This window comes from Streptomyces tibetensis (genome assembly GCF_040647715.1).
Taxonomy (GTDB): domain Bacteria; phylum Actinomycetota; class Actinomycetes; order Streptomycetales; family Streptomycetaceae; genus Streptomyces; species Streptomyces tibetensis_A.
Genome location: NZ_JBEZCR010000010.1, coordinates 47,187 through 70,869, shown reverse-complemented (window position 1 = coordinate 70,869; position 23,683 = coordinate 47,187). Strand labels below are relative to the sequence as shown.

Here is a 23,683-nt window from a genome sequence, read left to right as displayed (position 1 = left end):
CTTTTCCCGTCCCGTTCCAAGAACAAGTGACAGGCACCGGTCGCGAGAAGGGGACATGCGTGGACGACGCGGAACGGTTACGGGGCGGGCCCGCCGCGGCGGTCGGCGACCCGCGGCTCTTCGAGGAGTTCTACCGGCGTCACGTCGACGCGGTGCTGCGCTTCGTGGCCCGCCGGGTGGACGACCCGCACACGGCGGCCGACCTGACGGCCGAGATCTTCCTCGCCGTCCTCGACTCGGCCGGCACGTACCGGCCGCACCTCGGCAGCGAGACCGCATGGCTGTACGGCATCGCCCGCAACGTGGTGTCGTCGGAGCGCCGCCGAATCGCCCGGGAGACCGAACGCGATCTGCGCATCTCCGGGCGGCGGTTGCTGGAGGCCGACGACATCGCCCGCATCGAGGACAAGCTCGACGCGGAGAGCCCCGGGCGGCGCGTTCTTGCCGCGCTGGCGAGGCTGCCCGAGGGTGAGCGGGCCGTCATGGAACTGATCGCGGTCGACCAGCTCACGGTCACCGAGGCCGCGGCCGCGCTGGGCATCCGCCAGGTCACGGCCCGGGTCCGGCTGCACCGGGCGCGCAAGGCACTGCGGGAGGAGACGGACGGGCGGTCCGATCGGACGGCGGAGGCATCGCTGGTGTACGTGGCGAGGGGGGAAGCATGAGCACGAGGACGACGTTCGAGGACCGGCTGCTCGCTGAGCTGAAAGGGGAAATCACCCTACGGGGGGCGGGGTCCGGGGCGAACGACCTCGGCAGGGCGACGGCTTCCGTGCGCCGCCGGTCCGCCCCGCGGCGGATCGCCGTGGTGGCGGCGGCCTGCGCGGCGGCGTGGGCCGCCACGGTGGTGGTACCCGGTTCGCCCGCCGACTCCGGCGCGTTCGCGGCGGAGCGCACCGACGACGGCAGTGTCGAACTCACCGTCAGGACAAGAGGCTTCGGCATCGACGACCAGCTGGAACTCGCGGAACGCGTGCGCCCGTGGGGCATCCGGGTCGACGTGGTCGCTCCCGGGGACGTGTGCAGTTCGTGGAAGATCCCACGCGTCATGGTCCTCACCGCCGAGGGCGACCCCATCCGTGCCTGGCCCGTCACCCTGCGCCGGGGCAGCACGCTGGTGATCGAGAACTCCTGGGGCGAGCCGGTGCCCAGGGACGAGATCGAGCGTCACGCGGTGAAGCCCTGCGACCGGTGAGCGGGCGGTTGGGCTGGCTCGACGGGTTGCGCGGACTCGCCGCACTCGTCGTGGTGTTCGACCACTCGTCGCACACCTTCATGCCGGACTTCCGGGCGGAGTTGATGCCTCAGTTCAACACCAGCCGCTACGGCATCATGGTGTTCTTCCTGGTCAGCGGGTACATCATCCCGGCGTCGCTGGAACGCCGGGGCTGTGTGCGGACGTTCTGGATCGGGCGGGTCTTCCGGGTGTACCCACTGTGGGCGGTCGTCGTCGCGGTGCTGCTCGCCGTCGACGTCCTGGGGCTCGCCGAGCTGCGCGACACCGGCTCGCAGAGCGCGCTCACGGTGGCCGTCGCGCACGTCACGATGCTCCAGGAGCTGCTGGGGACGCCCAACGTCCTGCTCGTCCTGTGGACGCTGTCGTACGAGATGTGCTTCTACCTGCTGGTCGTCGCGCTCTTCACGGTCCGGCTGCACCGGCGGTCCGCGGCGGTCGCGGTCCTTCTGGCGGTCCTCGCGGGAGTGAGCGCGGCGGCGGGTGCCGTGCTGCCGTCTTCCGCGCTGTCCGGCCTGGTCGGCACCGGCCCGCTGATCGCCTTCGCGTCGATCGCCATGGGCGTCGCCCTGTGCTGTGCTTGCTCCGGCTCGCCCGTGCCGCGGGTGTTCGGTGGTGTGCTGGGCGGGGCGCTGGGGCTCGCGCTGGTCGCCTTCAACGGCACGGTCCCCTTGTGGGAGGGCCTGCTGATCCTCGCCGTCATGTTCCTCGGTACCGCGGTCCGTCGTGCCGAGCGGGGGCGGAGCACCTGGCGCAGCGCAGGGGGCACGGCCGTCCTGGTGGTGGTCTGTGCCGTGGGAAGCGCCTACCGGTACGGCGACGGCGACCACTTCACCCGGCGCGGCTGGATCACGGCGTTCCTGCTGGCCGTGCTCACCTTCGCCGCCGGCTGGGCGTGGCGCGGCCGGCGCCTACCGCGACCCCTGATCGGCCTGGGGGCGGTCAGCTACTCGGTGTACTTGGTGCATCCGGTGCTGCTGGCGGTGATCGACGGCACCGCCGGACGCAGGCACGACGACAACGCCGTGCTCGAAGTGGCGTTTTTCGCCGTCCTGTTGCCCCTGTGCGTGGTGACCCACCGGCACATCGAAGCGCGGGGCCAGACCTGGGGGCGCAGGCTGGCCCGGCGCTCGGGAGATAAGGCGTCCCGGGATCAGGCGCCTCGGGATCAGGCGCCTCGGGATCAGGCGCCTCGGGATCAGGCGCCTCGGGTTCAGGTGTCGAAATCCACCGTCAGTTCCTCCGACACCGGGAATGACTGGCAGGTGAGGACGTAGCCCGCGTCGACCTCGGACGGTTCGAGGGCGAAGTTGCGGCGCATGTCGGCCTTGCCGTCGGTGATCTGGGCCCGGCAGGTGCCGCAGACACCGCCCTTGCAGGCGAAGGGCAGGTCGGGACGGATCTGCTGGGCCCCTTCCAGGATGGTGCGGTCGCGGGGCAGCGGGGAGGTGGTGGAGCGGCCGTCGAGGGTGACGGTGACCTGACTGATCGGGCCGGAGGGACCGGTCTCGGCGTGCCGGACCTCACGGACGGGCTCGTCGTCGGCGTAGAACAGCTCCTGGTGGACGCGGTCTGCGGGGACGCCGAGGCCGGTCAGGACCTGCTGGGCGGCGCGGACCATGCCGTGCGGTCCGCACAGCCACCAGTGGTCCGCCGACTCCACGTCCACCAGGGCGTCGACGAGCGCCGAGAGCCGCTCGGCGTCAAGTCGGCCCGAGAGCACCTCGGCCTCGCGGGGCTCGCGGGACAGGACGTGGGCAAGCTGGAACCGCGTCGGGTAGAGGTCCTTCAGGTCGGCGAGTTCGTCGGCGAACATGACCGTGCCGGTGCGGCGGTTGCCGTAGAGCAGGGTGACGCGCGAGCGGGGGTCGGCGGCCAGGACGGACTCGGCGATGGACACCATGGGCGTGATGCCGGAGCCGGCCGCGATCAGGACGTGGTGGCCGTGAGCGGTGAGGTCGGGGGTGAAGGCACCGGTGGGCGCCATGACCTCGACGGTGTCGCCGGGGCGCAGGTCGTGCACCAGCCAGGAGGAGAACAGGCCGCCCGGCACCACCCGGACGCCGATCCGCGGCGCTGTGCCGGCGGGGGCGCAGATCGAGTACGAGCGGCGCTCGTCCCTGCCGTCGATGTCGCGGCGTACGGTGAGCGACTGTCCGGGCGCGAAGGTGAACTCCTCGGCCAGCTCGGCCGGGATGTCGAAGCTGACGGCTGCCGCGTCCTCGCACAGGGGCTGCACGGCGGCGACCCGCAGGGGGTGGAAGACCGGGCGTCGGCGGGCACGCGGGCGTGCCGCCGGGGCGGGGGCCGGCTCCATCAGGTCCTCCATCAGATCTCCTTGACGTACTCGAACGGCTCGCGGCAGGCGAGGCAGCGCCACAGGGACTTGCAGGAGGTGGCGCCGAAGCGGGAGGTCTCCTCGGTGTCGGGGTGGCGGCAGCGGGGGCAGGGCACCGAGCGGCGGGTCGGCGACAGCACGAGCGGAACGGGCCCCACGGCGTGCCGCGGCGCTGCCCCGGGCGGGGCGATGCCGTGCTCCGCGAGCTTGCGGCGGCCCTCCGCCGTGATCCAGTCGGTGCTCCACGGCGGGTCGAGGACCGTGCGGATCTCCACGCGCGCGTACCCCGCCTCACGCAGCCGGGCGGCCACGCCCGCGCGCATCTCGGCCATCGCCGGGCAGCCCGAGTAGGTCGGCGTCAGGCTCGCGACGACCGTGCCGTCCTCGGTGAGCGACACCTCGCGCAGCACGCCGAGGTCGGCCAGGGTGAGCATGGGCAGTTCCGGGTCGGGCACCTGCTCGGCGATGCGCCGGGCCCGTCGCTCGTCCAGGAGTGCCGTCACCATGTCGCCTCCGGGTGAGCGCGGGCCACGCCCTGCAACTCGGCGAGCAGCGGGGCGAGATGCTCGGTGTGGTCCCCGGTGCGGCCCGAGCCGGGCAGCGGGCGGTAGACCGGCATGGGCAGTCCTGCCGCGTCGGTGACCTGGCGGAGGACCGCGACGACCTCGTCCCGGACGTCGCACGCCGTGAACAGCTCGCCCAGGTAGGGCGCCACCTGCTCCTGCGCCCTGCGCATCCGGCGGTGGGACTCCTCGGTGCCGTCGCCGAGGCGCACGGCCCACTCGGCCGCGTACTGGCGGTGGTAGGCCAGTTCCTTCACGCCCTTGGCGGCGATGGCCGCGAGCACCGGGTCGCGGTGCGCGGTGAGCCGCTCGAAGTGCGCGAGGCGCCAGCTGACGAGCACCAGCAGCCGCACGATCGAGAACGCGAAGTCGCCGCCCGGCAGTTCGGCCAGGCGTACGTTGCGGAAGTCGCCGGCGTCGCGGAAGTAGGCGTAGGCGTCCTCGTCGCGGCCGGTGCCGTCGGCCTGGCCCGCGCGGGAGTAGAGCAGGCGGGCCTGGCCGAGCAGGTCGAGGCCGATGTTGGCGAGCGCCACCTCCTCCTCCAGCTCGGGGGCGCGGGTGGTCCACTCCGCGAGCCGCTGGGCCGAGACCAGCGCATCGTCGGCCAGCGTGACGCAGAGGTCCGCCAGTTCAGCGGCGTCCACGCCGTCCGGGACGGTGGTGTCGACGCCGTGCAGGGGGTCCTCGAAGCCGGTGCCGTAGGCCCAGCGGGTGTCGTCGTCGTGTCCCTCGGCGAGGGTCAGGTAGACGTGGTCGTCACTCATGCCCTCTCCTTCAGATGTGCGGGACGTCTTCGGGGATGTCGTAGAACGTCGGGTGCCGGTAGACCTTGTCGGCGCTGGGCTCGAAGAAGGGATCCTTCTCGTCGCGGGTGGAGGCGGCGATGTGCTCCGAGCGCACCACCCAGATGCTCACGCCCTCGTTGCGCCGGGTGTACAGGTCGCGGGCGTGGGTGAGCGCCATGCGGTCGTCGGCGGCGTGCAGCGATCCCACGTGGACGTGGTTCAGTCCGCGCTTGCCGCGCACGAACACCTCGTACAGCGGCCAGTCCTGCCTGTCGGCGGTCATGCCACCGCTCCCTTCTGCGCGCGGGCGGCCTGTTTGGCGGCGTGGGCGGTGGCCGCCTCGCGCACCCAGGCGCCCTCCTCGTGGGCCGTGCGGCGCCGTTCCATCCGCTGGTCGTTGCACGGGCCGTCGCCCTTGATGACCCGCATCAGCTCGTCCCAGTCGGGCGTGCCGAAGTCGTGGTGGCCCAGCTCCTCGTTCCAGCGCAGCTCCGGGTCCGGGAGCGTCACGCCGAGCTTCTCGGCCTGCGGAACGGTCATGTCGACGAAGCGCCGGCGCAGTTCGTCGTTGCTGTGCCGCTTGATCTTCCAGGCCATCGACTGCGCGGAGTTGGGCGAGGCGTCGTCGGGCGGACCGAACATCATCAGCGACGGCCACCACCAGCGGTTCACCGCGTCCTGCACCATCTCGCGCTGCTCCGGGGTGCCGCGCATCATCGTCATCAGCAGCTCGTAACCCTGCCGCTGGTGGAAGGACTCCTCCTTGCAGATGCGCACCATGGCGCGCGCGTACGGCCCGTAGGAGGAGCGGCACAGCGGCACCTGGTTGCAGATCGCGGCGCCGTCCACGAACCAGCCGATCACGCCGACGTCGGCGAAGCTCAGCGTCGGGTAGTTGAAGATCGATGAGTACTTCTGGCGGCCCTCGATGAGGCGCTCGGTGAGGTCCGCGCGGTCGGCGCCCAGCGTCTCCGCCGCCGAGTACAGGTACAGCCCGTGCCCGGCCTCGTCCTGGACCTTGGCGAACAGAATGGCCTTGCGGCGCAGCGACGGCGCGCGGGTGATCCACTCGCCTTCCGGCTGCATGCCGATGATCTCCGAGTGCGCATGCTGCGCGATCTGCCGGATCAGTGTCTTCCGGTACCCCTCCGGCATCCAGTCGCGCGGCTCGATCCGCTGGTCCCGCGCGATCGTCGCGTCGAAGTGCTGCTGGAGAGCCGGCTCGGCGCCGTCCGCCCCCGCGGGGCTGGAGTGTGTCGTGTCCATCCGTCCCACTTCCCAACCGACCATTCGTTCGGTCCATCGTAGGACACTCCGGCAGGCCTTGGTAAGACCCCTTGACCAAGTCCTGGACCCTTGACAGGCGTCGAGACGCCTGGATTACATGACAACGCCAAGCTAACCGAATGTTCGGTCGGGCCATGAGGTGGTGCGAGAAGTGACCCATGCCGCTGATGCGACGACGCCACCCGCGGAGGCGATGTTCGCCGCGGACGAGGCTTCCCGCGCGCTCGGGATAGAGCTGCTGGAGCAGGGCGAAGGCACCGCCGTGCTGCGGATGACCGTCACCCCGGCGATGGTGAACGGGCACGGGATCGCCCACGGCGGCTACGTCTTCCTGCTCGCCGACAGTGCTTTCGCCTGCGCGTGCAACAGCCGCGGCCCGGTGACCGTCGCGGCCGGCGCGGACATCACGTTCGTCGCCCCGGCGCACCAGGGCGACGAGCTCGTGGCGAGGGCCGAGGAACGCACCCGCTACGGGCGCAGCGGCCTCTACGACGTGACGGTCAGGCGGGGTGACGAGGTCGTGGCGGAGTTCCGGGGCCGCAGCCGGAGCATCAGGAGCACGAGGCCGGAGGAGTCCTGAATGACCAGCGAGCAGACGGCCTCCCGGGCCTCTGAGCCGACACCGCGGCGGCTCGGCGAGCCCCTCCCCCACGACCTGTACGACGACGGTGAGCGGCTGACCCGCGAGCAGCTGCGCGAGCTCCAGCTCGACCGTCTGCGCGGCAGCCTGCGGCACGCCTACGACAACGTGGAGGCGTACCGGAAGAAGTTCGACGCGGCCGGGGTCTCCCCCGACGACTGCCGCTCACTCGAGGACCTGTCCCGCTTCCCGTTCACCACCAAGGCCGACCTGCGGGACACCTACCCGTTCGGGATGTTCGCCGTCCCCATGGACCAGGTACGGCGGGTGCACGCCTCCAGCGGCACCACCGGCCGCCCCACGGTGGTCGGCTACACCGAGAACGACCTGTCGACGTGGGCGGACCTCGTCGCCCGCTCGATCCGCGCCGCGGGCGGGCGCGCCGGCCACAAGGTGCACGTCTCCTACGGCTACGGGCTGTTCACCGGCGGCCTCGGCGCGCACTACGGCGCGGAGCGCGCCGGCTGTCTGGTGATCCCGGCCTCCGGCGGCATGACCGCGCGCCAGGTGCAGATCATCGAGGACTTCCGGCCCGAGATCATCATGGTCACGCCGTCCTACATGCTGACGCTGCTCGACGAGTTCGAGCGGCAGGGCCTCGACCCGCGCGCGAGCAGTCTGCGGGTGGGCGTCTTCGGTGCCGAGCCGTGGACGGAGGAGATGCGCCGTGAGATCGAGGAGCGGACGGACATCCACGCCGTCGACATATACGGCCTGTCCGAGGTGATCGGTCCCGGTGTCGCGCAGGAGTGCGTGGAGACCAAGGACGGGCTGCACGTGTGGGAGGACCACTTCTACCCCGAGGTCGTCGACCCGGTCACGGGTGAGGTGCTGCCCGAGGGAGAGGAGGGCGAGCTGGTCTTCACGTCCCTGACCAAGGAGGCCCTGCCGGTCGTCCGCTACCGCACCCGGGATCTGACGCGGCTGCTGCCCGGCACGGCCCGGCCCGCGTTCCGCCGCATCCAGAAGATCACCGGCCGCTGCGACGACATGATCATCCTGCGCGGGGTGAACGTCTTCCCCAGCCAGATCGAGGAGATCGTGCTGCGCACGCCCGGCGTCGCCCCGCACTTCCAGATCAGGCTGACCCGGCGCGGCCGCCTGGACCACATGACCGTGCGTGTCGAGGCCCGCCCCGGCACCGGTCCCGAGCAGCGCGAGGCCGCGGCCGGGACGATCGCCCAAGCCGTCAAGGACGGCATCGGCGTCGCCGCCGACGTGGCGATCGTCGAACCGGAGACTCTGGAGCGCTCCGTCGGCAAGATCCGCCGGGTGAAGGACCTGCGCGAGGCGTGAGCGCCTGTGGCCGCGGTGACGTCACGAGAGGCATTTCGCCCCGTGGCACCGGGGCGAGGGCGCCCCGGAAGGTGCGGCCGCCGCTCAGGAGCAGGGCCACCCCCCGAACAAGGGCCGGTGCAGCCGCCACGGCCCTCAGGAGCAGCACTCCGCCCCCGGCACCGGGGCAGGAACGTCCGGGCCGGTGCCGCTCGCAACAGCAGCCTCCGCTTCCGCCGCGCGCACGGCGGGCTTGCGGATGAGGAGCAGGGCCGCGTCGTCGTGCAGCCTGCCGCCCACATGGGCCAGCAGTTCCTCGTGGAGCGCGCCGAGGGTGGCCGCCGGCTCCTGGGAGACGTGCCGCTCGAGGCCCTCGGCCAAGGGGTAGAAGGCGCGGCCTCCGTCGCGGGCCTCGGTGACCCCGTCGGTGTAGAGCAGCAGCTGGTCGCCGTCGGCGAAGGGGAGCGTGTGGAGTCCCGGGGCGTATCCCGCCAGGTCGCGCAGTCCGAGCGGCGGCGCCGGAAGCACGGGCTCCACCGGGGTGACGGTCCCGGAGGCGCGCACCAGGAGCGGGGGCGCGTGTCCGCAGTTCACCACCTCCAGATGTCCCTCGCGCGGATACCCGGCGACCACGGCGGTCACGAAGTCGTCGCGGCCCAGATTGCGGGCGAGGCTACGCTCGATCCGGTCGACCACGGCGAGGAGGTCGGGCTCGTCGTGGGCGGCCTCGCGGAACACACCCAGCACCAGCGCAGCAGTTCCGACGGCAGGCAGCCCCTTGCCGCGCACGTCGCCGACGATCAGCCGGACCCCGTGCGGGGTCGGTATCAGGGCGTAGAGGTCGCCACCGATGCGGGCCTCGGCCGCCGCGGCGCTGTAGCGGACGGCCACCTGAAACGGCCCGACGGTCGACGGCACGGGTTTGAGCAGTGCGTGCTGGGCGGTCTCCGCGACCGACCGGACGGCGGCGAGCACCCGCTCCCGGCGTCCGCGCAGCACACCGGCCAGGCCGCTCGCGAGTGTGACGGCGACCAGGGCCGACAGCACCGCGGCCAGTTCGCGGCCCGGCACTGCGTCCCGGATTCCGAGCGTCGCACCGACCACCACGGTGAGGACGCCGACGCAGAGGACCCCGCGCGGTCCGTTGGTCGTGGCCGCCAGGGCGGGCCCGGCCGCGAGCAGGGGGAGCCAGACCATCCCCGCCCCGCCGACGAGGTCGGCGGACACGACGGCGGCGACGACGAGGACGGGCAGCACCGGCAGGACGGGTGCGCCGACGCCCAGCTGCGCGACGGCGCGCCTGCGGGCCGAAGCCCCGGCACCGGCCACCCGGTTGCGGAACGGCCGTACGGGCGGGTGGTCGTCACCATGGTGGGGGGCTTGGTTCATGTCTTTATCCGCAGTCCTGCCTGTGCGCGGGGCACGTCCCGGAAATGTCTGACATATCCAGAAAACGGGGTGAGGGCAGCACCCGGCAAGAAGCGGAATTTCAGATAGTGAGCGAGAGGCTTCTCGTCACGCGACTCGCGGTCGGCAGCAGCCGCTCGCGGATCTCCGGCAGCCTGGAGAGCCGGTTCGACGGCAGCGACACGCCGAGCGAGCCGAGCGTGTCCCCGCTGTAGACCGGGACGGCGACGCAGACCGTGCCGAGGGAGTACTCCTCCAGGTCCGTGACGGCCGGGGCCATGGGCGGGGTCTGAAGCCTCCGGAGGAGTTCCGGGAGGCTGGTGATCGTGCGCGGCGTGAGGTCGGCCAGATGGTGCCGCGAGAGGTAGTCCTGGCGAGCCTCCTCGTCCATCTCGCGCAGGACGGACTTGCCCAGTGCGGTGGCGTGCCCGGCGTCCTCGAAGCCCACCCAGAGATCGACGCGGGGTGTCCCGGGGCCGTCGACGATCTCGGCGACCCGGATCTCGCCGTCCTCGTAGAAGGTGAGGTAGGCGGCCGTGGCGAGCTCGTCCCGCAGCGCGGCGAGGGTGGGCCGGACGCGACTGAGCAGGGCCTGCGCACGGCCCGTGGACTGCAGCGTCTGCAGTTTGTCACCGAGGACGAAGCCGCCGTCGTCCAGCTTCCGCACGTACCCGTCGTGGACCAGGGTCCGCAGCAGGTGGTAGGCGGTGGCCAGGGGCAGGGCCGTCTCACGCGCCAGCTGCTTGGCCGGCGCGCCGTTCTCGTGCGCGCTCACCGCCTCCAGCAGCCGCATGGCCCGCTGCACGGAATTGATGAGCGTAGGGCCGTCTTGCCCACCCATACGGACAGCGTGCGTCAGGCCCGGGCCCCCGGGCAAGGGGGAGGCTCCGTGGATCAGCGTGGACCGGCCGCCGTGTTCCTCGCAGCTCGGCGGCCGGGCAAGGGGGAGGCCGATCAGCGTGGACCGGCCGCCGTGTCCCCCCGCGGTTCGGCGGCGGTGGGTGCGGGCGGGCGTGCGCCCCGGGGCGGCGGTGCGGTGGACGCGCGGACGACGAGGTCGACCGGCGGGTCGTACGCCGGCGGCAGGTCCGCGTCCGGGTCCTCGATCGCGCGCACCAGGAGCCGCAGCCCCTCCCGCGCCACGGCGTCGAACGGCTGCCGCACCGTGGTCAGCGGCGGGGTGACGTAGGCGGCCACGGGGATGTCGTCGAAGCCCACCACGCTGATGTCGTCCGGCACGCGCAGCCCGGCCTCCGTCAGGGCGCGGACGACGCCGATGGCCATGTCGTCGTTGGCGGCGAACAGGGCGGTGCAGTCACGGTGCGCGGCGAGCTCGCGGCCCACCGCGTATCCGGATGCGGCCGACCAGTCGCCGTGCAGCACGGCGGGCGGCGCGATGCCGCGTGCGGCGAGGGCACCGCGCCAGCCCTCCAGCCGGTCCCGGGCGGCGAACCACCGTTGTGGGCCGGCGAGATGGTGGACCGTCGCGTGGCCGAGGTCCAGCAGGTGCTCGGTGGCCGTCCGCGCGAGGAGTTCGGCGCCGACCCCCCTGGCCATGGTGCGAGCCCCGCCGAACGCCGCCGGCGCGCCGAGCACCAGGACCGGCACGTCGACGCCGAGGGAGACCGGCCCCTCGTCGATCGGCTCGGAGACGACGATGCCGTCCACGCCCTGCTCCAGCAACGACTCCACGGCGCCGGCCACACCGCCCGGGTCGCCCTCGAGCGTGTTGACGACCCGGAGCGCGTAACCGGCGTCCCGAGCGGCCCGTTCGATGCCGATCAGCAGCGAGGCGGGGCCGTAGAGGGCGGTCCCGAGGGTGATCACGCCGATGGAACGGGTCCGCCCGGAGGCCAGGGCCCGGGCCGCGCTGTTCAGCCGGTAGCCGAGTTCCCCGGCCGCCTCGAGCACTCTTCGGCGTACGTCCTCGGAGACATAGCGCTCCCCGTTGAGCACCCGTGACACCGTCTTCTGCGAGACCCCGGCGAGCCGGGCCACGTCCACCCCGCGCGGCGCGCCGCCACCGGCCCGGCCTCCCACTCGCGTCATCGCTCACTCCCCCGTGTCCGGCGGCCCCACCACGGCCCCTCACGCCCAGCGTTCCATACCCCCGAACGCCCCGGACCCGCGCCTGGTGCCCGACCGTGTGGCACGTCCTCGAAGGTGGCGTGGACGCCCCGGCGGCGCACCCGACCGGAGTGACCGTAGGCCCGGGGCCCCGGCGGTGGCCGCCGCGTGCCCGTTCCGCCGGAAGCGGATGAGCACCGCGAAACGCCGCCGTGGTCCTTCGCGGCCCTCCCTCGACGGGCGACCATGCCGTGTCATGGACATCTTGCTCGTCGCCAGCGCGTTCAACAGCCTGTCCCAGCGTGTGTTCGCCGAATTGTCGGACGAGGGGCACCACGTGGACGTCGTGCTCGCCTCGCACGGCCCCGACGCCGTCCGGGACGCCGTACGCGAGACAAGCCCGGAGCTGATCGTCGCCCCGATGCTGAAGTCGGCCCTGCCGGAGGACGTGTGGCGGGACCGCACCTGTCTGATCGTGCACCCGGGGCCGCCCGGTGACCGGGGCCCGTCGGCGCTGGACTGGGCGATCGCCCAGGAAGCCTCGGAGTGGGGCGTCACGGTGCTGCAGGCCGAGGCGGCCATGGACGCGGGGGACGTGTGGGCGGACGGCTCCTTCCCCGTGCCGCCGGCGGGCAAGAGCGACGTGTACCGCAACGAGCTGGCCGACGCTGCCACGGCCGCCGTGCTGCTGGCCGTGCGACGTTACGCCGACGGGTCGTACAAACCCCGTCCGCAGAGCGAAGGCGGGATCCACGTGGTGTGGCGGGACTTCTTCCGCCAGGAGCAGCGGCGGATCGACTGGGAGCACGACGACACGGCGACGGTGCTGCGCAAGCTGCGCGGGGCCGACTCGCAGCCCGGCGTCCGGGACGAGATCTGCGGCCGGGAGGTGTTCCTGCACGGCGGGCACCCCGAGGACCGGCTGCGCGGGGAGCCCGGTGAGCTGCTCGCGACCCGGGCCGGCGCGGTCTGCCGGGCCACCCGGGACGGCGCGGTGTGGATCCCGGAACTGCGCCCCCGCAAGAGCTCCGGCGACCCGGCGCCGTTCCGCCGCCCCGCGGCCTCGGTGCTCTCCGGCTTCCCGGCCCCGCCCGGCAGCGGACCGGGCATGCCGGGTTCGAACGATCGCCCGTACTGGCTGCCCGAGATCGCGGCGCCGCTCGAACTACCGCCGGACCGCACCACCTGGACCGACATCCGCTACCGGCAGCGGGGTGCCGTCGGCTTTCTGACCTTCTCGTTCCCCGGCGGGGCCATGAGCACCACCCACTGCCGCAGGCTGCTCGCCGCCTGGCGCTACGCCCTCACCCGCCCCACCTCGGTGCTGGTGCTCGGCGGCGCCCGGGACTTCTTCTCCAACGGCATCCACCTCAACGTCATCGAGGCGGCGAGCGACCCGGCGGGCGAGTCCTGGTCCAACCTCAACGCCATGAACGACCTGGTCGAGGCGGTGCTGCGGACCACCGACCGGCTGGTGGTGGCGGCCCTCGGCGGCAACGCGGCCGCCGGCGGGGTCATGCTCGCCCTGGCCGCCGACGAGGTCTGGTGCCGCGCGGGCGGCGTCCTCAACCCGCACTACCGGCGCATGGGCCTGTACGGGTCGGAGTTCTGGACGTACTCGCTGCCCCGCCGGGTGGGCGCGGAGACGGCCGAGCGGCTGACGAGCGAGGCACTGCCGGTGAGTGCCGCGACCGCCGAGCGGATCGGACTGGTGGACCGCCTGGTGCCGGTCGCGGCCCGGGACTTCGCCGGCGAGGTGGAGCGGCTGGCCGCCGGCCTGGCCCAAGATCCGGACCTCCCCGGCCGGATCACCGCCAAAGCCACGGCACGTCACGCGGACGAGCTCCAGCGGCCCCTCGCCGAATACCGGCGGGACGAACTCGCCCGGATGCGCGCCGTCTTCTTCGACCCCGAGGCGCCGTACCACGCGCTGCGGTCCGCGTTCGTCCGCAAGCTGCCGGGCGACTCCGTCCGGCCGACGGCCACGGGAGGCGGGCAGTGAGCACGCGGCTGCTGGTGGCGGGCGTCGGCAACATCTTCCTCGCAGACGACGCCTTCGGTCCGGAGGTGATCCGCGCCCTGGACGAACGCCCGCTGCCGCCGGAGGTCCGCGTGCGGGACTTCGGCATCCGCGGCATGGACCTGGCGTACGAGCTGCTCGACGACTACGACACGGCCGTGCTGGTCGACGCGGCCGTGCGGGGGCACGAGCCGGGCACGCTGTCGCTGATCGAGCCGGACCTGCCGGACCGAACCACCGCGGGCGCCCCGCCCGAGGCACACGGCATGGATCCGGCGACGGTCCTCGCCCTGGCCGCCCACCTGGGCGACGAGCCGCTCCCCCGCGTCCTGGTGCTGGCCTGCGAGCCGGAGCTGCGGGCGCCCGCCGACGAGGACATCGCCCCGGGCATCAGCGCGACGGTGCGCCAGGCCGTGGTGCGGGCCGTCGCGGCGCTGCACGCGATGGTGCCGGTGCTGCTCGCCGACCCCGGGGCCACGCCCCCGTTGAGCCGCCCGGACGAATCCACCGCACTGTCGTCGGCCGGGCTGCCGGGCACGGCGAGAGACGGCACGGAGGATCGGTAGCGGAACGATTTCCCTACCGACCCGCGAGGAGCGGCGCCCATGTGCGATTCCGTGGACGAGGTCACCGAGGCCGTCCTGGCGAAGAACGACTCCCTGGCCGCGGGCCTGCGCCAGGAGCTGGCCCGGCGCGGAGTGAGCGTGGTCAACCTGCTGTCGAGCCCGGGCAGCGGCAAGACGGAGCTGCTCGGCCGGGTCCTGGCCAGGGCGGTGGAGCGGGGCCTTCCGGTGGCCGCGCTCACCGCCGACCTGGCGACCGAGAACGACGCCGACCGGCTGGCCCGTTCGGGAGCTCCGGTGAAGCAGCTGCTGACAGACGGGCTGTGCCATCTGGAGGCGCGGCAGCTGCGCGGCCACGTCCAGAGCTGGCTTCCCGAGGGGACCTCGCTGCTGTTCGTGGAGAACGTCGGCAACCTCGTCTGCCCCGCCTCCTACGACCTCGGCGAGAGTCTGCGGATCGTGCTCATGGCGGTGACCGAGGGCGAGGACAAGCCCCTGAAGTACCCCACCGCCTTCGGGTCCGCCCAGCTGGTGGTGCTGACGAAGACCGATCTGTCCGGGCCGGCCGGGTTCGACGAGGCCGCCTTCGAGGCCAACGTCCGGCGGGTCAACCCGGGGGTGGAGGTGGTGCGGTCCTGCGCCCGCACCGGAGTGGGCGTCGACACCCTGCTGGAGCGGGCGCTCGCCGTCCGGGACGGGGCCCCTGCCCACCGGCCGCCCCTGGCGCCCCGCCCGCACTCCCACTCCCACTCCCACTCCCACTCCCACTCCCACGAGGGCGCCGAAGCCGGCCTCGTCTCGTGACCGCGCCCGTCACCCGGGCGGTACGCCGTCGCGTCACCGTGCGCGGCACCGTGCAGGGCGTGGGTTTCCGCCCGTTCGTGCACCGCCTCGCCTCCGAGCTCGCGCTGGCGGGCTTCGTGAGCAACACGGCGAACGGCGTCCTGATCGAGGTGGAGGGCCCGCCGGAGGGTGTCGCCGACTTCTGCGACCGGCTGGCCGGGGAACCTCCGCCGCTCGCCACCGTCACCGGCGTCGGGTTCGAGGACCTGCCCGCAACGGGCGCCGACGGCACCTTCGACATCCGCTCCACCGACCGCTCCCCCGGCAGCACCCTCCTCCCGCCCGACACGGCGACCTGCCGGGACTGCCTGCGGGAGCTGGGCGATCCGGCCGACCGCCGGCACCGGCACCCGTTCGTCACCTGCACCCACTGCGGCCCCCGCTTCACCATCGCCACGGGCATGCCGTACGACCGGGCCGTCACGACCATGGCCGGCTTCCCGATGTGCGCCGCGTGCGCCCGGGAGTACGGCGACCCCCTCGACCGCCGCTTCCACGCCCAGCCCGTGGCCTGCCCCGACTGCGGTCCCCGGCTCCGGCTGGTGCCCGCCTCCGGGAGCGGCGTCCGCCCGGCCCGGGACGCCGGGGCCCTGGCCGCGGCACGCGCGCTGCTGGCGGCCGGGCGGATCGTCGCCGTCAAGGGACTCGGCGGCTACCACCTGGCCTGCGACGCCGGTGACGCACGCGCCGTCGACACCCTGCGCACCCGCAAGGCGCGCGGCGGCAAGCCGTTCGCGGTGATGTGCGCGGACCTCGACGAGGTACGGCGCATCGCCGGGCTCTCTCCCTCCGAGCTGGCCGCACTCACGGGCCCTCGCCGCCCCATCGTCCTGCTGCGCCGGCGCCCGGAGGCCGACGGCCTCGCGCCCGGCGTCTGCCCAGGCAGCCCACACCTCGGCGTGATGCTGCCCTACACGCCCGTGCACACCCTGCTGTTCGGCCTGCCCGGTGATCCGCCCGGCCCCCGCGCGCTGGTCATGACCAGCGGCAACCGCTCCGGGGAGCCGATCGTCACGGACGACGACGAGGCACTGACCCGGCTCGCCGGGCTGACCGACGCCTGGCTCGCCCACGACCGGCCCATCGCCTCCCCCTGCGACGACTCCCTGCTGCGGGTACGCCCCGACGGCACCGAGCAGGTGCTGCGCCGGTCCCGCGGTTACGTGCCCCGGCCGCTGCGGCTGCCGGTGCCGGTGCGGCCCGCTCTCGCCGTGGGCGGTGACCTGAAGAACGCCCTGTGCCTGGGTGCGGGCGACCAGGCCTGGTTCGGCCCGCACATCGGCGACATGGGCGACCTGACGACCCTGGAGGCGGCCCGGCGGGCGGACGCGCATCTGCGGGCCCTCACCGGCGTGAGCCCCGAACTGGTCGCCGCCGACCGGCACCCCGGGTACCACTCCACCCGGTGGGCCTCCCGGCTGGCCGGGCACGCCCCCGTGCCGGTCCAGCACCACCACGCCCACATCGCCTCCGCCATGGCCGGGCACGGCCTCGACGGCACCACCCCCGTGATCGGCGTCGCCTTCGACGGCACGGGCTACGGCGACGACGGCACCGTCTGGGGCGGCGAGATCCTGCTCGCCGACTACACCGGCTTCCGCCGCTACGCCCACCTCTCCCCCGCTCCGCTGCCCGGCGGTGACGCCGGCGTCGCCAATCCATGCCGTCTGGCCCTGGCCCGGCTGTGGGCGGCGGGACTGCCGTGGGACGCGGACCTGCCCTGCGTGACCGCCTGCGCGCCCCAGGAACTGGCCGTGCTCCAACAACAGCTGTCCGGCGGCCTGGCCTGTGTGCCAACCTCCAGCATGGGCCGCCTCTTCGACGCCGTGTCCTCGCTCGTGGGCGTGTGCCACCGCGCGGGGTACGAGGCGCAGGCCGCGCTGGAGCTGGAGGCCGCCGCCGCTTCGGCGTGGGACGCCGACCCGTCGGCGTACGCCTTCGGCGGGGATCTCGACCCGGCGCCCGTGCTCGGCGCGCTGATCGCCGATCTGCGGCGCGGCGCCCCGGCCGCCGTGCTCGCGGCGCGTTTCCACCGCGCCGTGGCGCGGGCGGTGGCAGGGATCTGCCGACGGGCCCGTCAGGACACCGGCCTGGCCACCGTCGCGCTCAGCGGCGGGGTGTTCGCCAACGCGCTGCTGGAGGAGGAGTGCGCGCGGCTGCTGTCCGGATACGGCTTCGCGGTGCTCCGCCACGGAGAAGTCCCGCCCAACGACGGCGGGCTGGCCCTGGGCCAGCTGGTGGTCGCGGCGCACCTACGACAGAAGGAGTGACCCATGTGTCTGGCAGTGCCCGGAAAGGTCGTGTCCATCGACGACAGTGCCGATCCGCTCACCGGGCTGATCGATTTCGGCGGTGTGCAGAAACAGGCGTGCCTGGAGTACGTGTCCGACGTGAAGGTCGGTGAGTACGTCATCGTGCACGTCGGTTTCGCGCTCCAGCGCCTGGACGAGGAGTCGGCGCTGGCCTCCCTGAAGCTGTTCGAGGAACTGGGGCTTTTGGAGGAGGAGTTCGGGGACGCCTGGGAGCAGGCGGCCAAGGAGGCGGGCGACACCCTCGCGACGGAGCGTGCGGCGGCGGAGCCCCAGGAGAGCGGGAGCGAGGCCCGGTGAAGTACATCGACGAGTTCAACGACCCCCAGCTGGCCGGGCGCCTGCTGGACGAGATCCGCGCCACCGCCACCCGGCCCTGGGCCCTGATGGAGGTGTGCGGCGGGCAGACCCACTCCATCATCCGGCACGGAATCGACCAACTGCTGCCCAAGCAGGTCGAGTTGATCCACGGCCCCGGCTGCCCGGTCTGTGTCACTCCGCTGGAGGTCATCGACAAGGCGCTGGAGATCGCCGCGCGGCCCGGGGTGATCTTCTGCTCCTTCGGCGACATGCTGCGGGTGCCGGGCACCGACCGTGACCTGTTCCGGGTCAAGGGCGAGGGCGGCGACGTACGGGTGGTGTACTCGCCGCTCGACGCCCTGGAGCTGGCCCGCCGCAACCCGGACCGGGAGGTGGTGTTCTTCGCCATCGGCTTCGAGACCACCGCTCCGGCCAACGCGATGGCCGTGCATCAGGCCCGCCGACTGGGCCTGACCAACTTCAGCCTGCTGGTGTCACATGTGCGCGTCCCCCCGGCCGTCGAGGCGATCATGACCGCACCGGAGTGCCGGGTGCAGGGCTTCCTCGCCGCCGGGCACGTGTGCAGCGTGATGGGGATGGCCGAGTACCCGGAGCTGGCCGAACGGTTCAAGGTGCCGATGGTGGTGACCGGCTTCGAGCCGCTGGACATCCTGGAGGGCATCCGTCGGGCGGTGCGCCAGCTGGAGCGCGGCGAGCACCGGGTGGAGAACGCCTATCCGCGGGCCGTGCGCGAGGAGGGCAACCCGGCCGCGGTGCGCATGATCGAGGAGGTCTTCGAGGTCACCGACCGGTCCTGGCGCGGCATCGGGCGGATCCCGGCGAGCGGCTGGCGGCTGACCGACGCCTTCCGCGCCTACGACGCGGAGCACCGCTTCGACGTCAGCGGGATCCGTACCGAGGAACCCGCCGAGTGCCGGGCCGGTGAAGTGCTCCAGGGCCTGATCAAGCCGACCGAGTGCGGCGCGTTCGGCACCACCTGCACGCCGCGCACCCCGCTCGGCGCCACCATGGTCTCCAGCGAGGGCGCCTGCGCGGCCTACTACCTCTACCGCCGTATGAACGCCCCGGCCCCGCAGGCCGCCGGGGCCACCCCCCGGGAGGAGGCGACTCCCGTTGCCTGAGCACGTCACCGATGTGGTCGACCCGGCCAACTGGACCTGCCCCGCCCCGCTGCGTGACCAGGGGGTCGTGGTCATGGGGCACGGCGGCGGGGGCGCGCTGTCGGCGGAGCTGATGGAGCAGATCTTCACCCCCGCCTACGGCAACGCCACCCTGTCCGGTCTCGCCGACTCCGCCGTCCTCGAACTGGGCGGCGCGCGGCTGGCCTTCTCCACCGACTCCTACGTGGTCCGGCCGCTGTTCTTCCCCGGCGGCTGCCTGGGCGACCTCGCGGTCAACGGCACCGTCAACGACCTCGCGATGAGCGGCGCACGGCCCGCGTACCTCTCCGCCGCCTTCGTCCTGGAGGAAGGCGTGGAGCTGACGGTCGTCGAGCGGATCGCGCGCGCGATGGGGGCGGCCGCCGAGGCCGCCGGGGTCACGATCGCCACGGGCGACACCAAGGTGGTGGAGTCCGGGCACGGTGACGGGGTGTACGTCACCACCGCCGGGGTGGGTCTCGTGCCCGACGGGGTGGACATCCGGCCGCAGCGGGCCCGGCCCGGGGACGCCGTCATCGTCAGCGGGCCGATCGGGCTGCACGGCGTGGCGATCATGAGCGTGCGGGAAGGTCTGGAGTTCGGCGTGGAGGTCGCCAGCGACACCGCACCGCTGGCGGACCTGGTGGCGGCCGTGCTGGCCGTCACACCGGACATCCATGTGCTGCGCGACCCCACCAGGGGCGGCCTGGGGGCGTCCCTCAACGAGATCGCCCGTGCCTCGGGGACCGGGGTCAGGTTGCGGGAACGGGCGATCCCCGTGCCGGACGCCGTGGCGAACGCCTGCGGGTTCCTCGGGCTCGATCCGCTGTACGTCGCCAACGAGGGCCGGCTGGTCGCCTTCGTGCCCCCGTCGCGGGCGGAGGAGGTGCTGGCGGCCATGCGGGCTCACCCGCAGGGAGCCGGGGCGACACAGATCGGCGAGTGCGTCGCCGAGCATCCCGGGATGGTGGTGGTCGCCACCGGGCTCGGCGGGACGCGGGTGGTCGACCTGCCCCTCGGGGAGCAGCTGCCGCGCATCTGCTGACCCCGGCAGAGCACGGAGGGCCCCGCCGACGCGTCGGCGGGGCCCTCCGTACGTTCGCTAGGCCGGCGCCGGCTCGATCCCGGCGATCTCCAGCTCACGGCCGCTGCGCAGGTCGCTGGAGGGCTGGTCGCAGCGCGGGCACCAGAAGAACGGGGGCATGCCCACCGGGAACTCCTCGGCGCACGGGCCGCACCAGGCCTGCGCGGGGATCTGCTCGACGACCAGCCGTGCTCCCGCGAGGGACGTGCCGTCACGGGCCACCTCGAAAGCGAAATCCAGGGCGTCGGGGACGACGCCCGCCAGCTCGCCGACCCGGACGGTCACCTTCGAGACGGTCTGAGTCCCGTCCGCCCGGGCCAGCTCGCCGGCCCGCTCGATGATCGCGGTCGCGATCGACAGTTCGTGCACGGCCTGCTCACGGGTAGCGGTGACCGGCGCGGAACCCGCCCGCCATCCGCCAGATGCGCGCCTCGCGCCTCAGGCTGGGCCATTCCCAGCACAGCAGGGCCAGGGCCGCGCCGCCCACCAGGAGGGCCTCGGTCTTCAGCACCCGCTGCCCGCTCATCCCGCCCCGCCTGCGCACGACGGTTCTGCGTACTCGTTTCATTGCGGTGACTCCCTGCTCGTTCGCGTCACGGTGTTCATCCCGGCGGGATGTTCGGCATGGTCTCCGCGAGGGCGTCATGCCGCTTCCAGTGGATCCCGGTGGAGCGGCGCGCGTCGGCGGTGCCGTCCGCGTGGTGCCCCTTCTGCTGCTGGCGCGGTCCCTTGTTGCCCTGGTGCATCCCGGCGATGTGCCGGGGCGTGTCGGGCTTCGCCTGGGGCCGGCCCACTCTGATGCTGCCCATGGGGTGCTCTCCTTCCTCGCCTCCGACCTGCGGAGTGCGTGGCTATGGCCGCTCGGTGAGGCTCTCGAAGAACTGCTCGACGGCCGGCCAGATCCGTCCGCCGCCGGACAGGCCGCGCCACTCCCGGCGTACCACGGCGACCATCCGGTAGCAGTCGTCGATCGGCACGATCCAGTGGTGGTTCAGGCCGTGGACGGTGTTGACCAGCAGGGCCTCCACGTCGGGTTCCACGGTCGCGAGCGGTGGACACGTGCCGGCCAGTTTCCGCCAGGCCGTCGCGTCCACCTCCCAGCGCATGGCTCCCGCGGGGCTCGGGCCCTCGGCGGTGACGGTGCCGTCGGCCCGGGGCACGAAGAAGACCAGGCCGACCGGTACACCCAGCGCGGCCGTGTCGACCTCGGGCAGCCGGACCCGGCGGCGGGGGACGAGACGGTACTGGCCGTCCCCCGCCGCCGCGTCGGCGAAGAGCACGGAGCAGGGGCCGCAGGCGCAGCGCACCTCCTCCTGCCCGGTGTCGTACAGGTGGGCGTGCTCGTCGGCGACCGGCGCGGCGCACAGGTCGCACACCTCCCGCTCGGCCGCCGCCGTGCGGTCGGCCGAGGAGCGGATGAGGCGGGCCAGGGCCCCGTCGGTGGTCACGGTGCGCCCCGGTGCCTGAGCGTGGTCAGGGGGACGAAGGCGGGGGGCTTCTCGGTCAGGGACTCCACCGTCGTCAGCTCGGGAGCCGCGGCGAGCACCGCCGCGGTGACGGCGTCGCCGACCTCCGATCCTCCGCCGCCGCAGCCGGACCCGCATCCGCCGCCGCCCGTCGTCAGACGGACCCGGGCGACCTGCCCTTCGACGCCGGCCCACTCCACGTCGCCGCCCCGTTCCTGCACGGCGGGCCGCAGCCGTTCGACCGCGCGGGCCGCCCGGCGTTCGGGGGGCTCGGGGTGGATGTCGTGCAGCACCAGCAGGTGCCCGAGCAGCTCGTCGTCGGCCAGCCGCTCGGCCAGCTGCTCGTCCGCGGCGTCCAGGACGCGGGCCAGGGCCTCGCCGTAGACCTCGGTCAGCAGGGCCACCGCCTCGGTCGCCGAGCGGGTCGTGGGCCCGGGCGCGGACTCGAGGGTTTCCAGCGCCTGGTCGAGCCGGGCGAGCCGGGCCTCGACGTCCGGGTCGGCCAGCCGTGTACCGACGGCCTCAGCCATGGTTCGCCCCATACGTCGGCGAGTGCAAGGTGGTCAGCGTCTTGCCCTTGCCGACGTACATGTGCACACCGCACGGCAGACAGGGGTCGAAGCTGCGGACCGTGCGCATGATGTCGACGCCCTTGAAGTCGTCCGGCCCGTTCTCCTCGAAGATGGGCTGGCCCTGGACGGCGTCCTCGTACGGGCCGGGGGTGCCGAACTTGTCACGCGGGCTGGCGTTCCACGGGGTCGGCGGGTACGGGTGGTAGTTGGCGATCTTCTTGTCCTTGATCACCAGGTGATGGGAGAGGACGCCGCGCACCGCCTCGTGGAAGCCGCAGCCGATCGCCTCGTCGGGCACCTCGTAGTTCTCGAACACCTTGGTCTCGCCCGCGCGCACCATGCCCATGGCCTCTTCGAGGAACTGCAGGGCCATGGCGGCCGCGTAGGCGATGAAGTAGGGCCGGGCGCGGTCGCGTTCGATGGTGTTGCTCCACTGCGGGATGCGCCACTCCAGGGTGGTCTCCGGCAGCGACTCGCCCTTGGGCAGGGAGATGCGCACGCTGTGGCCGGTGGCCTTGACGTACGGGGTGTCGACCAGGCCGCTCAGCGCGGTCGACCACAGGCGGGCCAGGGGGCCGCCGCCGGTGTCGAGGGCGAGGTGGTCGCCGGTGCGCTGGTCGAACCAGCGGGGGCTCATCACCCAGCTGTACTTGTCGTCGAAGTTGCGCTTCTGCGGCACCGGGACGGTCGTCTGGTTCCACGGGTGGCGCATGTCGACGGGGTTGCCGAGCGGGTCGTGGGTGACGAACGGCTGCTCGTTGACCCAGTCCTCGTAGTAGGAGCTGCCCAGCATGATGCGCAGGCCGAGGTTGATGTCGACGAGGTTGTTGGTGACCAGCTCGCCGTCGACGATGATGCCCGGGGTGACGTACATGTCCTTGCCCCAGGAGTTCATGTTCTCGTAGCGGTAGTCGACGGTCTGGGGGTTCTGGAAGGCGCCCCAGCAGCCGAGCAGGACGCGGCGGCGGCCGACCTCCTCGTAGCCGGGCAGCGCCTCGTAGAAGAAGTCGAACACGTCGTCGTTCATGGCGACGGCCTTCTTCACGAAGTCGATGACCCGCATGAGGCGCGCGAGGTAGTCGGTGAAGACGGTGGGCTGCGGCATCGTGCCGACGCCGCCCGGGTACAGCGTGGAGGGGTGGACGTGCCGTCCCTCCATCAGGCAGAACATCTCGCGGGTGACCCGGCTGACCTTCAGGGCCTCCTTGTAGACCTCGCCCTCGAAGGGGTTGAAGGCCTTCATGATGTCGGCGATGGTCCGGTAGCCGTGGATCTCGCCACGGGGCGCCTCGGTGCGTTCGGCGCGGGCCAGAACACTGGGGTTGGTGGCCTTGACCATCGCCTCACAGAAGTCCACGAAGACCAAGTTGTCCTGGAAGATCGTGTGGTCGAACATGTACTCGGCCGCCTCGCCGAGGTTGACGATGTGCTCGGCCAGCGGCGGAGGCTTGACGCCGTAGGCCATCTGCTGGGCGTAGTCCGAGCAGGTGGTGTGGTTGTCGCCGCAGATGCCGCAGATCCGGGACGTGATGAAGCCCGCGTCGCGCGGGTCCTTGCCCTTCATGAACACCGAGTAGCCGCGGAACAGCGACGAGGTGCTGTGGCATTCGACGACTTCCCGGTTGGCGAAGTCGATCTTCGTGTAGATGCCCAGGTTCCCGATGATCCGTGTGATCGGATCCCAGGACATGTCCACGAGCTGTGGTGGCTTGCGGTCCGTGGGCCGGGCCTCGGTGGTGGTCATCTGCGGTACTGCCCCTCGCTGTCGGT

At 72.8% G+C, this 23,683-nt stretch carries 26 protein-coding genes; 12 read left to right on the top strand and 14 right to left on the bottom strand.

The features are described from left to right. Nucleotides 1–59: 59 nt before the first annotated feature. The 3 genes from AB0B29_RS25730 to AB0B29_RS25720 are packed head-to-tail and all read left to right on the top strand — an operon-like array spanning nt 60 to nt 2,511. Entirely contained in the window at nt 60–665 is a 606-nt protein-coding gene (locus AB0B29_RS25730; RefSeq protein ID WP_362243848.1) for an RNA polymerase sigma factor, read from the top strand. After that, a complete protein-coding gene (locus tag AB0B29_RS25725) occupies nt 662–1,195 on the top strand; it encodes a hypothetical protein (RefSeq protein WP_362243847.1) in 534 nt (177 codons plus the stop codon). The genes AB0B29_RS25730 and AB0B29_RS25725 overlap by 4 nt, the downstream gene beginning before the upstream one ends. After that, entirely contained in the window at nt 1,192–2,511 is a 1,320-nt protein-coding gene (locus tag AB0B29_RS25720; RefSeq protein ID WP_362243846.1) for an acyltransferase family protein, read from the top strand. Before AB0B29_RS25725 ends, AB0B29_RS25720 begins: the two co-directional genes overlap by 4 nt. Here AB0B29_RS25720 and paaE read toward each other — a convergent pair. Genes paaE through paaA form a run of 5 tightly spaced genes read right to left on the bottom strand, consistent with a single transcriptional unit; the run spans nt 2,448 to nt 6,186 of the window. Beyond that, entirely contained in the window at nt 2,448–3,563 is a 1,116-nt protein-coding gene (gene paaE / locus AB0B29_RS25715; RefSeq protein ID WP_436845882.1) for a 1,2-phenylacetyl-CoA epoxidase subunit PaaE, read from the bottom strand. The two genes, AB0B29_RS25720 and paaE, sit on opposite strands and share 64 nt — an antisense overlap. After that, entirely contained in the window at nt 3,563–4,078 is a 516-nt protein-coding gene (gene paaD / locus AB0B29_RS25710) for a 1,2-phenylacetyl-CoA epoxidase subunit PaaD (protein ID WP_362243845.1), read from the bottom strand. The genes paaE and paaD overlap by 1 nt, the downstream gene beginning before the upstream one ends. Beyond that, complete coding sequence (gene paaC, locus AB0B29_RS25705; protein WP_362243844.1) at nt 4,072–4,899, bottom strand: 1,2-phenylacetyl-CoA epoxidase subunit PaaC; 828 nt, start codon at nt 4,897–4,899, stop codon at nt 4,072–4,074. Before paaC ends, paaD begins: the two co-directional genes overlap by 7 nt. Nucleotides 4,900–4,909: 10 nt before the next feature. Further along, nucleotides 4,910–5,203, bottom strand: coding sequence for a 1,2-phenylacetyl-CoA epoxidase subunit PaaB (gene paaB, locus AB0B29_RS25700; RefSeq protein WP_053672731.1), 294 nt, complete (start codon nt 5,201–5,203; stop codon nt 4,910–4,912). Further along, nucleotides 5,200–6,186, bottom strand: coding sequence for a 1,2-phenylacetyl-CoA epoxidase subunit PaaA (paaA, locus tag AB0B29_RS25695; protein WP_362243843.1), 987 nt, complete (start codon nt 6,184–6,186; stop codon nt 5,200–5,202). Before paaA ends, paaB begins: the two co-directional genes overlap by 4 nt. 214 nt (nt 6,187–6,400) lie before the next feature. Here paaA and paaI point away from each other — a divergent pair, with 214 nt between their 5' ends. Next, the gene (gene paaI, locus AB0B29_RS25690) at nt 6,401–6,787 is read left to right on the top strand and encodes a hydroxyphenylacetyl-CoA thioesterase PaaI (protein WP_362244087.1); all 387 of its coding nucleotides are present in this window, start codon (nt 6,401–6,403) and stop codon (nt 6,785–6,787) included. Next, nucleotides 6,788–8,143, top strand: a complete 1,356-nt coding sequence (gene paaK, locus AB0B29_RS25685) for a phenylacetate--CoA ligase PaaK (RefSeq protein ID WP_362243842.1) — start codon at nt 6,788–6,790, stop codon at nt 8,141–8,143. Nucleotides 8,144–8,278: 135 nt separating this feature from the next. On the opposite strand, the gene AB0B29_RS25680 is transcribed toward paaK, so the two are convergent. The 3 genes from AB0B29_RS25680 to AB0B29_RS25670 form a co-directional block, all read right to left on the bottom strand. Next, entirely contained in the window at nt 8,279–9,511 is a 1,233-nt protein-coding gene (locus AB0B29_RS25680; protein ID WP_362243841.1) for a PP2C family protein-serine/threonine phosphatase, read from the bottom strand. Nucleotides 9,512–9,611: 100 nt separating this feature from the next. Continuing rightward, nucleotides 9,612–10,370, bottom strand: a complete 759-nt coding sequence (locus AB0B29_RS25675; RefSeq protein WP_362243840.1) for an IclR family transcriptional regulator — start codon at nt 10,368–10,370, stop codon at nt 9,612–9,614. A 113-nt stretch (nt 10,371–10,483) separates the two neighbouring features. Beyond that, nucleotides 10,484–11,578, bottom strand: a complete 1,095-nt coding sequence (locus tag AB0B29_RS25670; RefSeq protein WP_362243839.1) for a LacI family DNA-binding transcriptional regulator — start codon at nt 11,576–11,578, stop codon at nt 10,484–10,486. Between the two features lie 274 nt (nt 11,579–11,852). Here AB0B29_RS25670 and AB0B29_RS25665 point away from each other — a divergent pair, with 274 nt between their 5' ends. From AB0B29_RS25665 to hypE, 7 genes are read left to right on the top strand one after another with little or no spacing between them, the layout of a single operon-like run. Beyond that, nucleotides 11,853–13,598 carry an enoyl-CoA hydratase-related protein gene (locus AB0B29_RS25665; protein WP_362243838.1) on the top strand — a complete coding sequence of 582 codons (1,746 nt, stop codon included), beginning with the start codon at nt 11,853–11,855 and terminating at the stop codon, nt 13,596–13,598. Continuing rightward, nucleotides 13,595–14,182 (top strand): hydrogenase maturation protease, encoded by a 588-nt coding sequence (locus AB0B29_RS25660; RefSeq protein ID WP_362243837.1) that lies wholly within the window; start codon nt 13,595–13,597, stop codon nt 14,180–14,182. The genes AB0B29_RS25665 and AB0B29_RS25660 overlap by 4 nt, the downstream gene beginning before the upstream one ends. Nucleotides 14,183–14,221: 39 nt before the next feature. Further along, the gene (hypB, locus tag AB0B29_RS25655; protein WP_362243836.1) at nt 14,222–14,983 is read left to right on the top strand and encodes a hydrogenase nickel incorporation protein HypB; all 762 of its coding nucleotides are present in this window, start codon (nt 14,222–14,224) and stop codon (nt 14,981–14,983) included. Then, nucleotides 14,980–17,292, top strand: coding sequence for a carbamoyltransferase HypF (hypF, locus tag AB0B29_RS25650; RefSeq protein ID WP_362243835.1), 2,313 nt, complete (start codon nt 14,980–14,982; stop codon nt 17,290–17,292). The genes hypB and hypF overlap by 4 nt, the downstream gene beginning before the upstream one ends. 3 nt (nt 17,293–17,295) lie before the next feature. Next, nucleotides 17,296–17,631 (top strand): HypC/HybG/HupF family hydrogenase formation chaperone, encoded by a 336-nt coding sequence (locus tag AB0B29_RS25645; RefSeq protein ID WP_362243834.1) that lies wholly within the window; start codon nt 17,296–17,298, stop codon nt 17,629–17,631. Then, a complete protein-coding gene (gene hypD, locus AB0B29_RS25640) occupies nt 17,628–18,773 on the top strand; it encodes a hydrogenase formation protein HypD (protein WP_362243833.1) in 1,146 nt (381 codons plus the stop codon). The genes AB0B29_RS25645 and hypD overlap by 4 nt, the downstream gene beginning before the upstream one ends. Next, a complete protein-coding gene (gene hypE / locus AB0B29_RS25635) occupies nt 18,766–19,836 on the top strand; it encodes a hydrogenase expression/formation protein HypE (RefSeq protein ID WP_436845881.1) in 1,071 nt (356 codons plus the stop codon). The genes hypD and hypE overlap by 8 nt, the downstream gene beginning before the upstream one ends. A 57-nt stretch (nt 19,837–19,893) precedes the next feature. Here the strand turns inward: hypE and hypA are convergent, their stop codons facing one another. The 6 genes from hypA to AB0B29_RS25605 are packed head-to-tail and all read right to left on the bottom strand — an operon-like array spanning nt 19,894 to nt 23,657. Beyond that, a complete protein-coding gene (gene hypA, locus AB0B29_RS25630; RefSeq protein WP_362243832.1) occupies nt 19,894–20,244 on the bottom strand; it encodes a hydrogenase maturation nickel metallochaperone HypA in 351 nt (116 codons plus the stop codon). Nucleotides 20,245–20,251: 7 nt separating this feature from the next. Further along, entirely contained in the window at nt 20,252–20,443 is a 192-nt protein-coding gene (locus AB0B29_RS25625) for a hypothetical protein (protein WP_362243831.1), read from the bottom strand. 34 nt (nt 20,444–20,477) lie between these two features. Continuing rightward, on the bottom strand, nt 20,478–20,684 hold the full coding sequence (locus AB0B29_RS25620; RefSeq protein WP_362243830.1) for a hypothetical protein: 207 nt from the start codon (nt 20,682–20,684) through the stop codon (nt 20,478–20,480). A gap of 42 nt (nt 20,685–20,726) precedes the next feature. Beyond that, nucleotides 20,727–21,323 carry a DUF5947 family protein gene (locus AB0B29_RS25615; protein WP_362243829.1) on the bottom strand — a complete coding sequence of 199 codons (597 nt, stop codon included), beginning with the start codon at nt 21,321–21,323 and terminating at the stop codon, nt 20,727–20,729. After that, nucleotides 21,320–21,871, bottom strand: a complete 552-nt coding sequence (locus tag AB0B29_RS25610; protein WP_362243828.1) for a NifU family protein — start codon at nt 21,869–21,871, stop codon at nt 21,320–21,322. Before AB0B29_RS25610 ends, AB0B29_RS25615 begins: the two co-directional genes overlap by 4 nt. Then, nucleotides 21,864–23,657: a nickel-dependent hydrogenase large subunit gene (locus AB0B29_RS25605; protein WP_362243827.1), complete on the bottom strand. Its 1,794-nt coding sequence runs from the start codon at nt 23,655–23,657 to the stop codon at nt 21,864–21,866. The genes AB0B29_RS25610 and AB0B29_RS25605 overlap by 8 nt, the downstream gene beginning before the upstream one ends. Nucleotides 23,658–23,683: the final 26 nt, after the last annotated feature.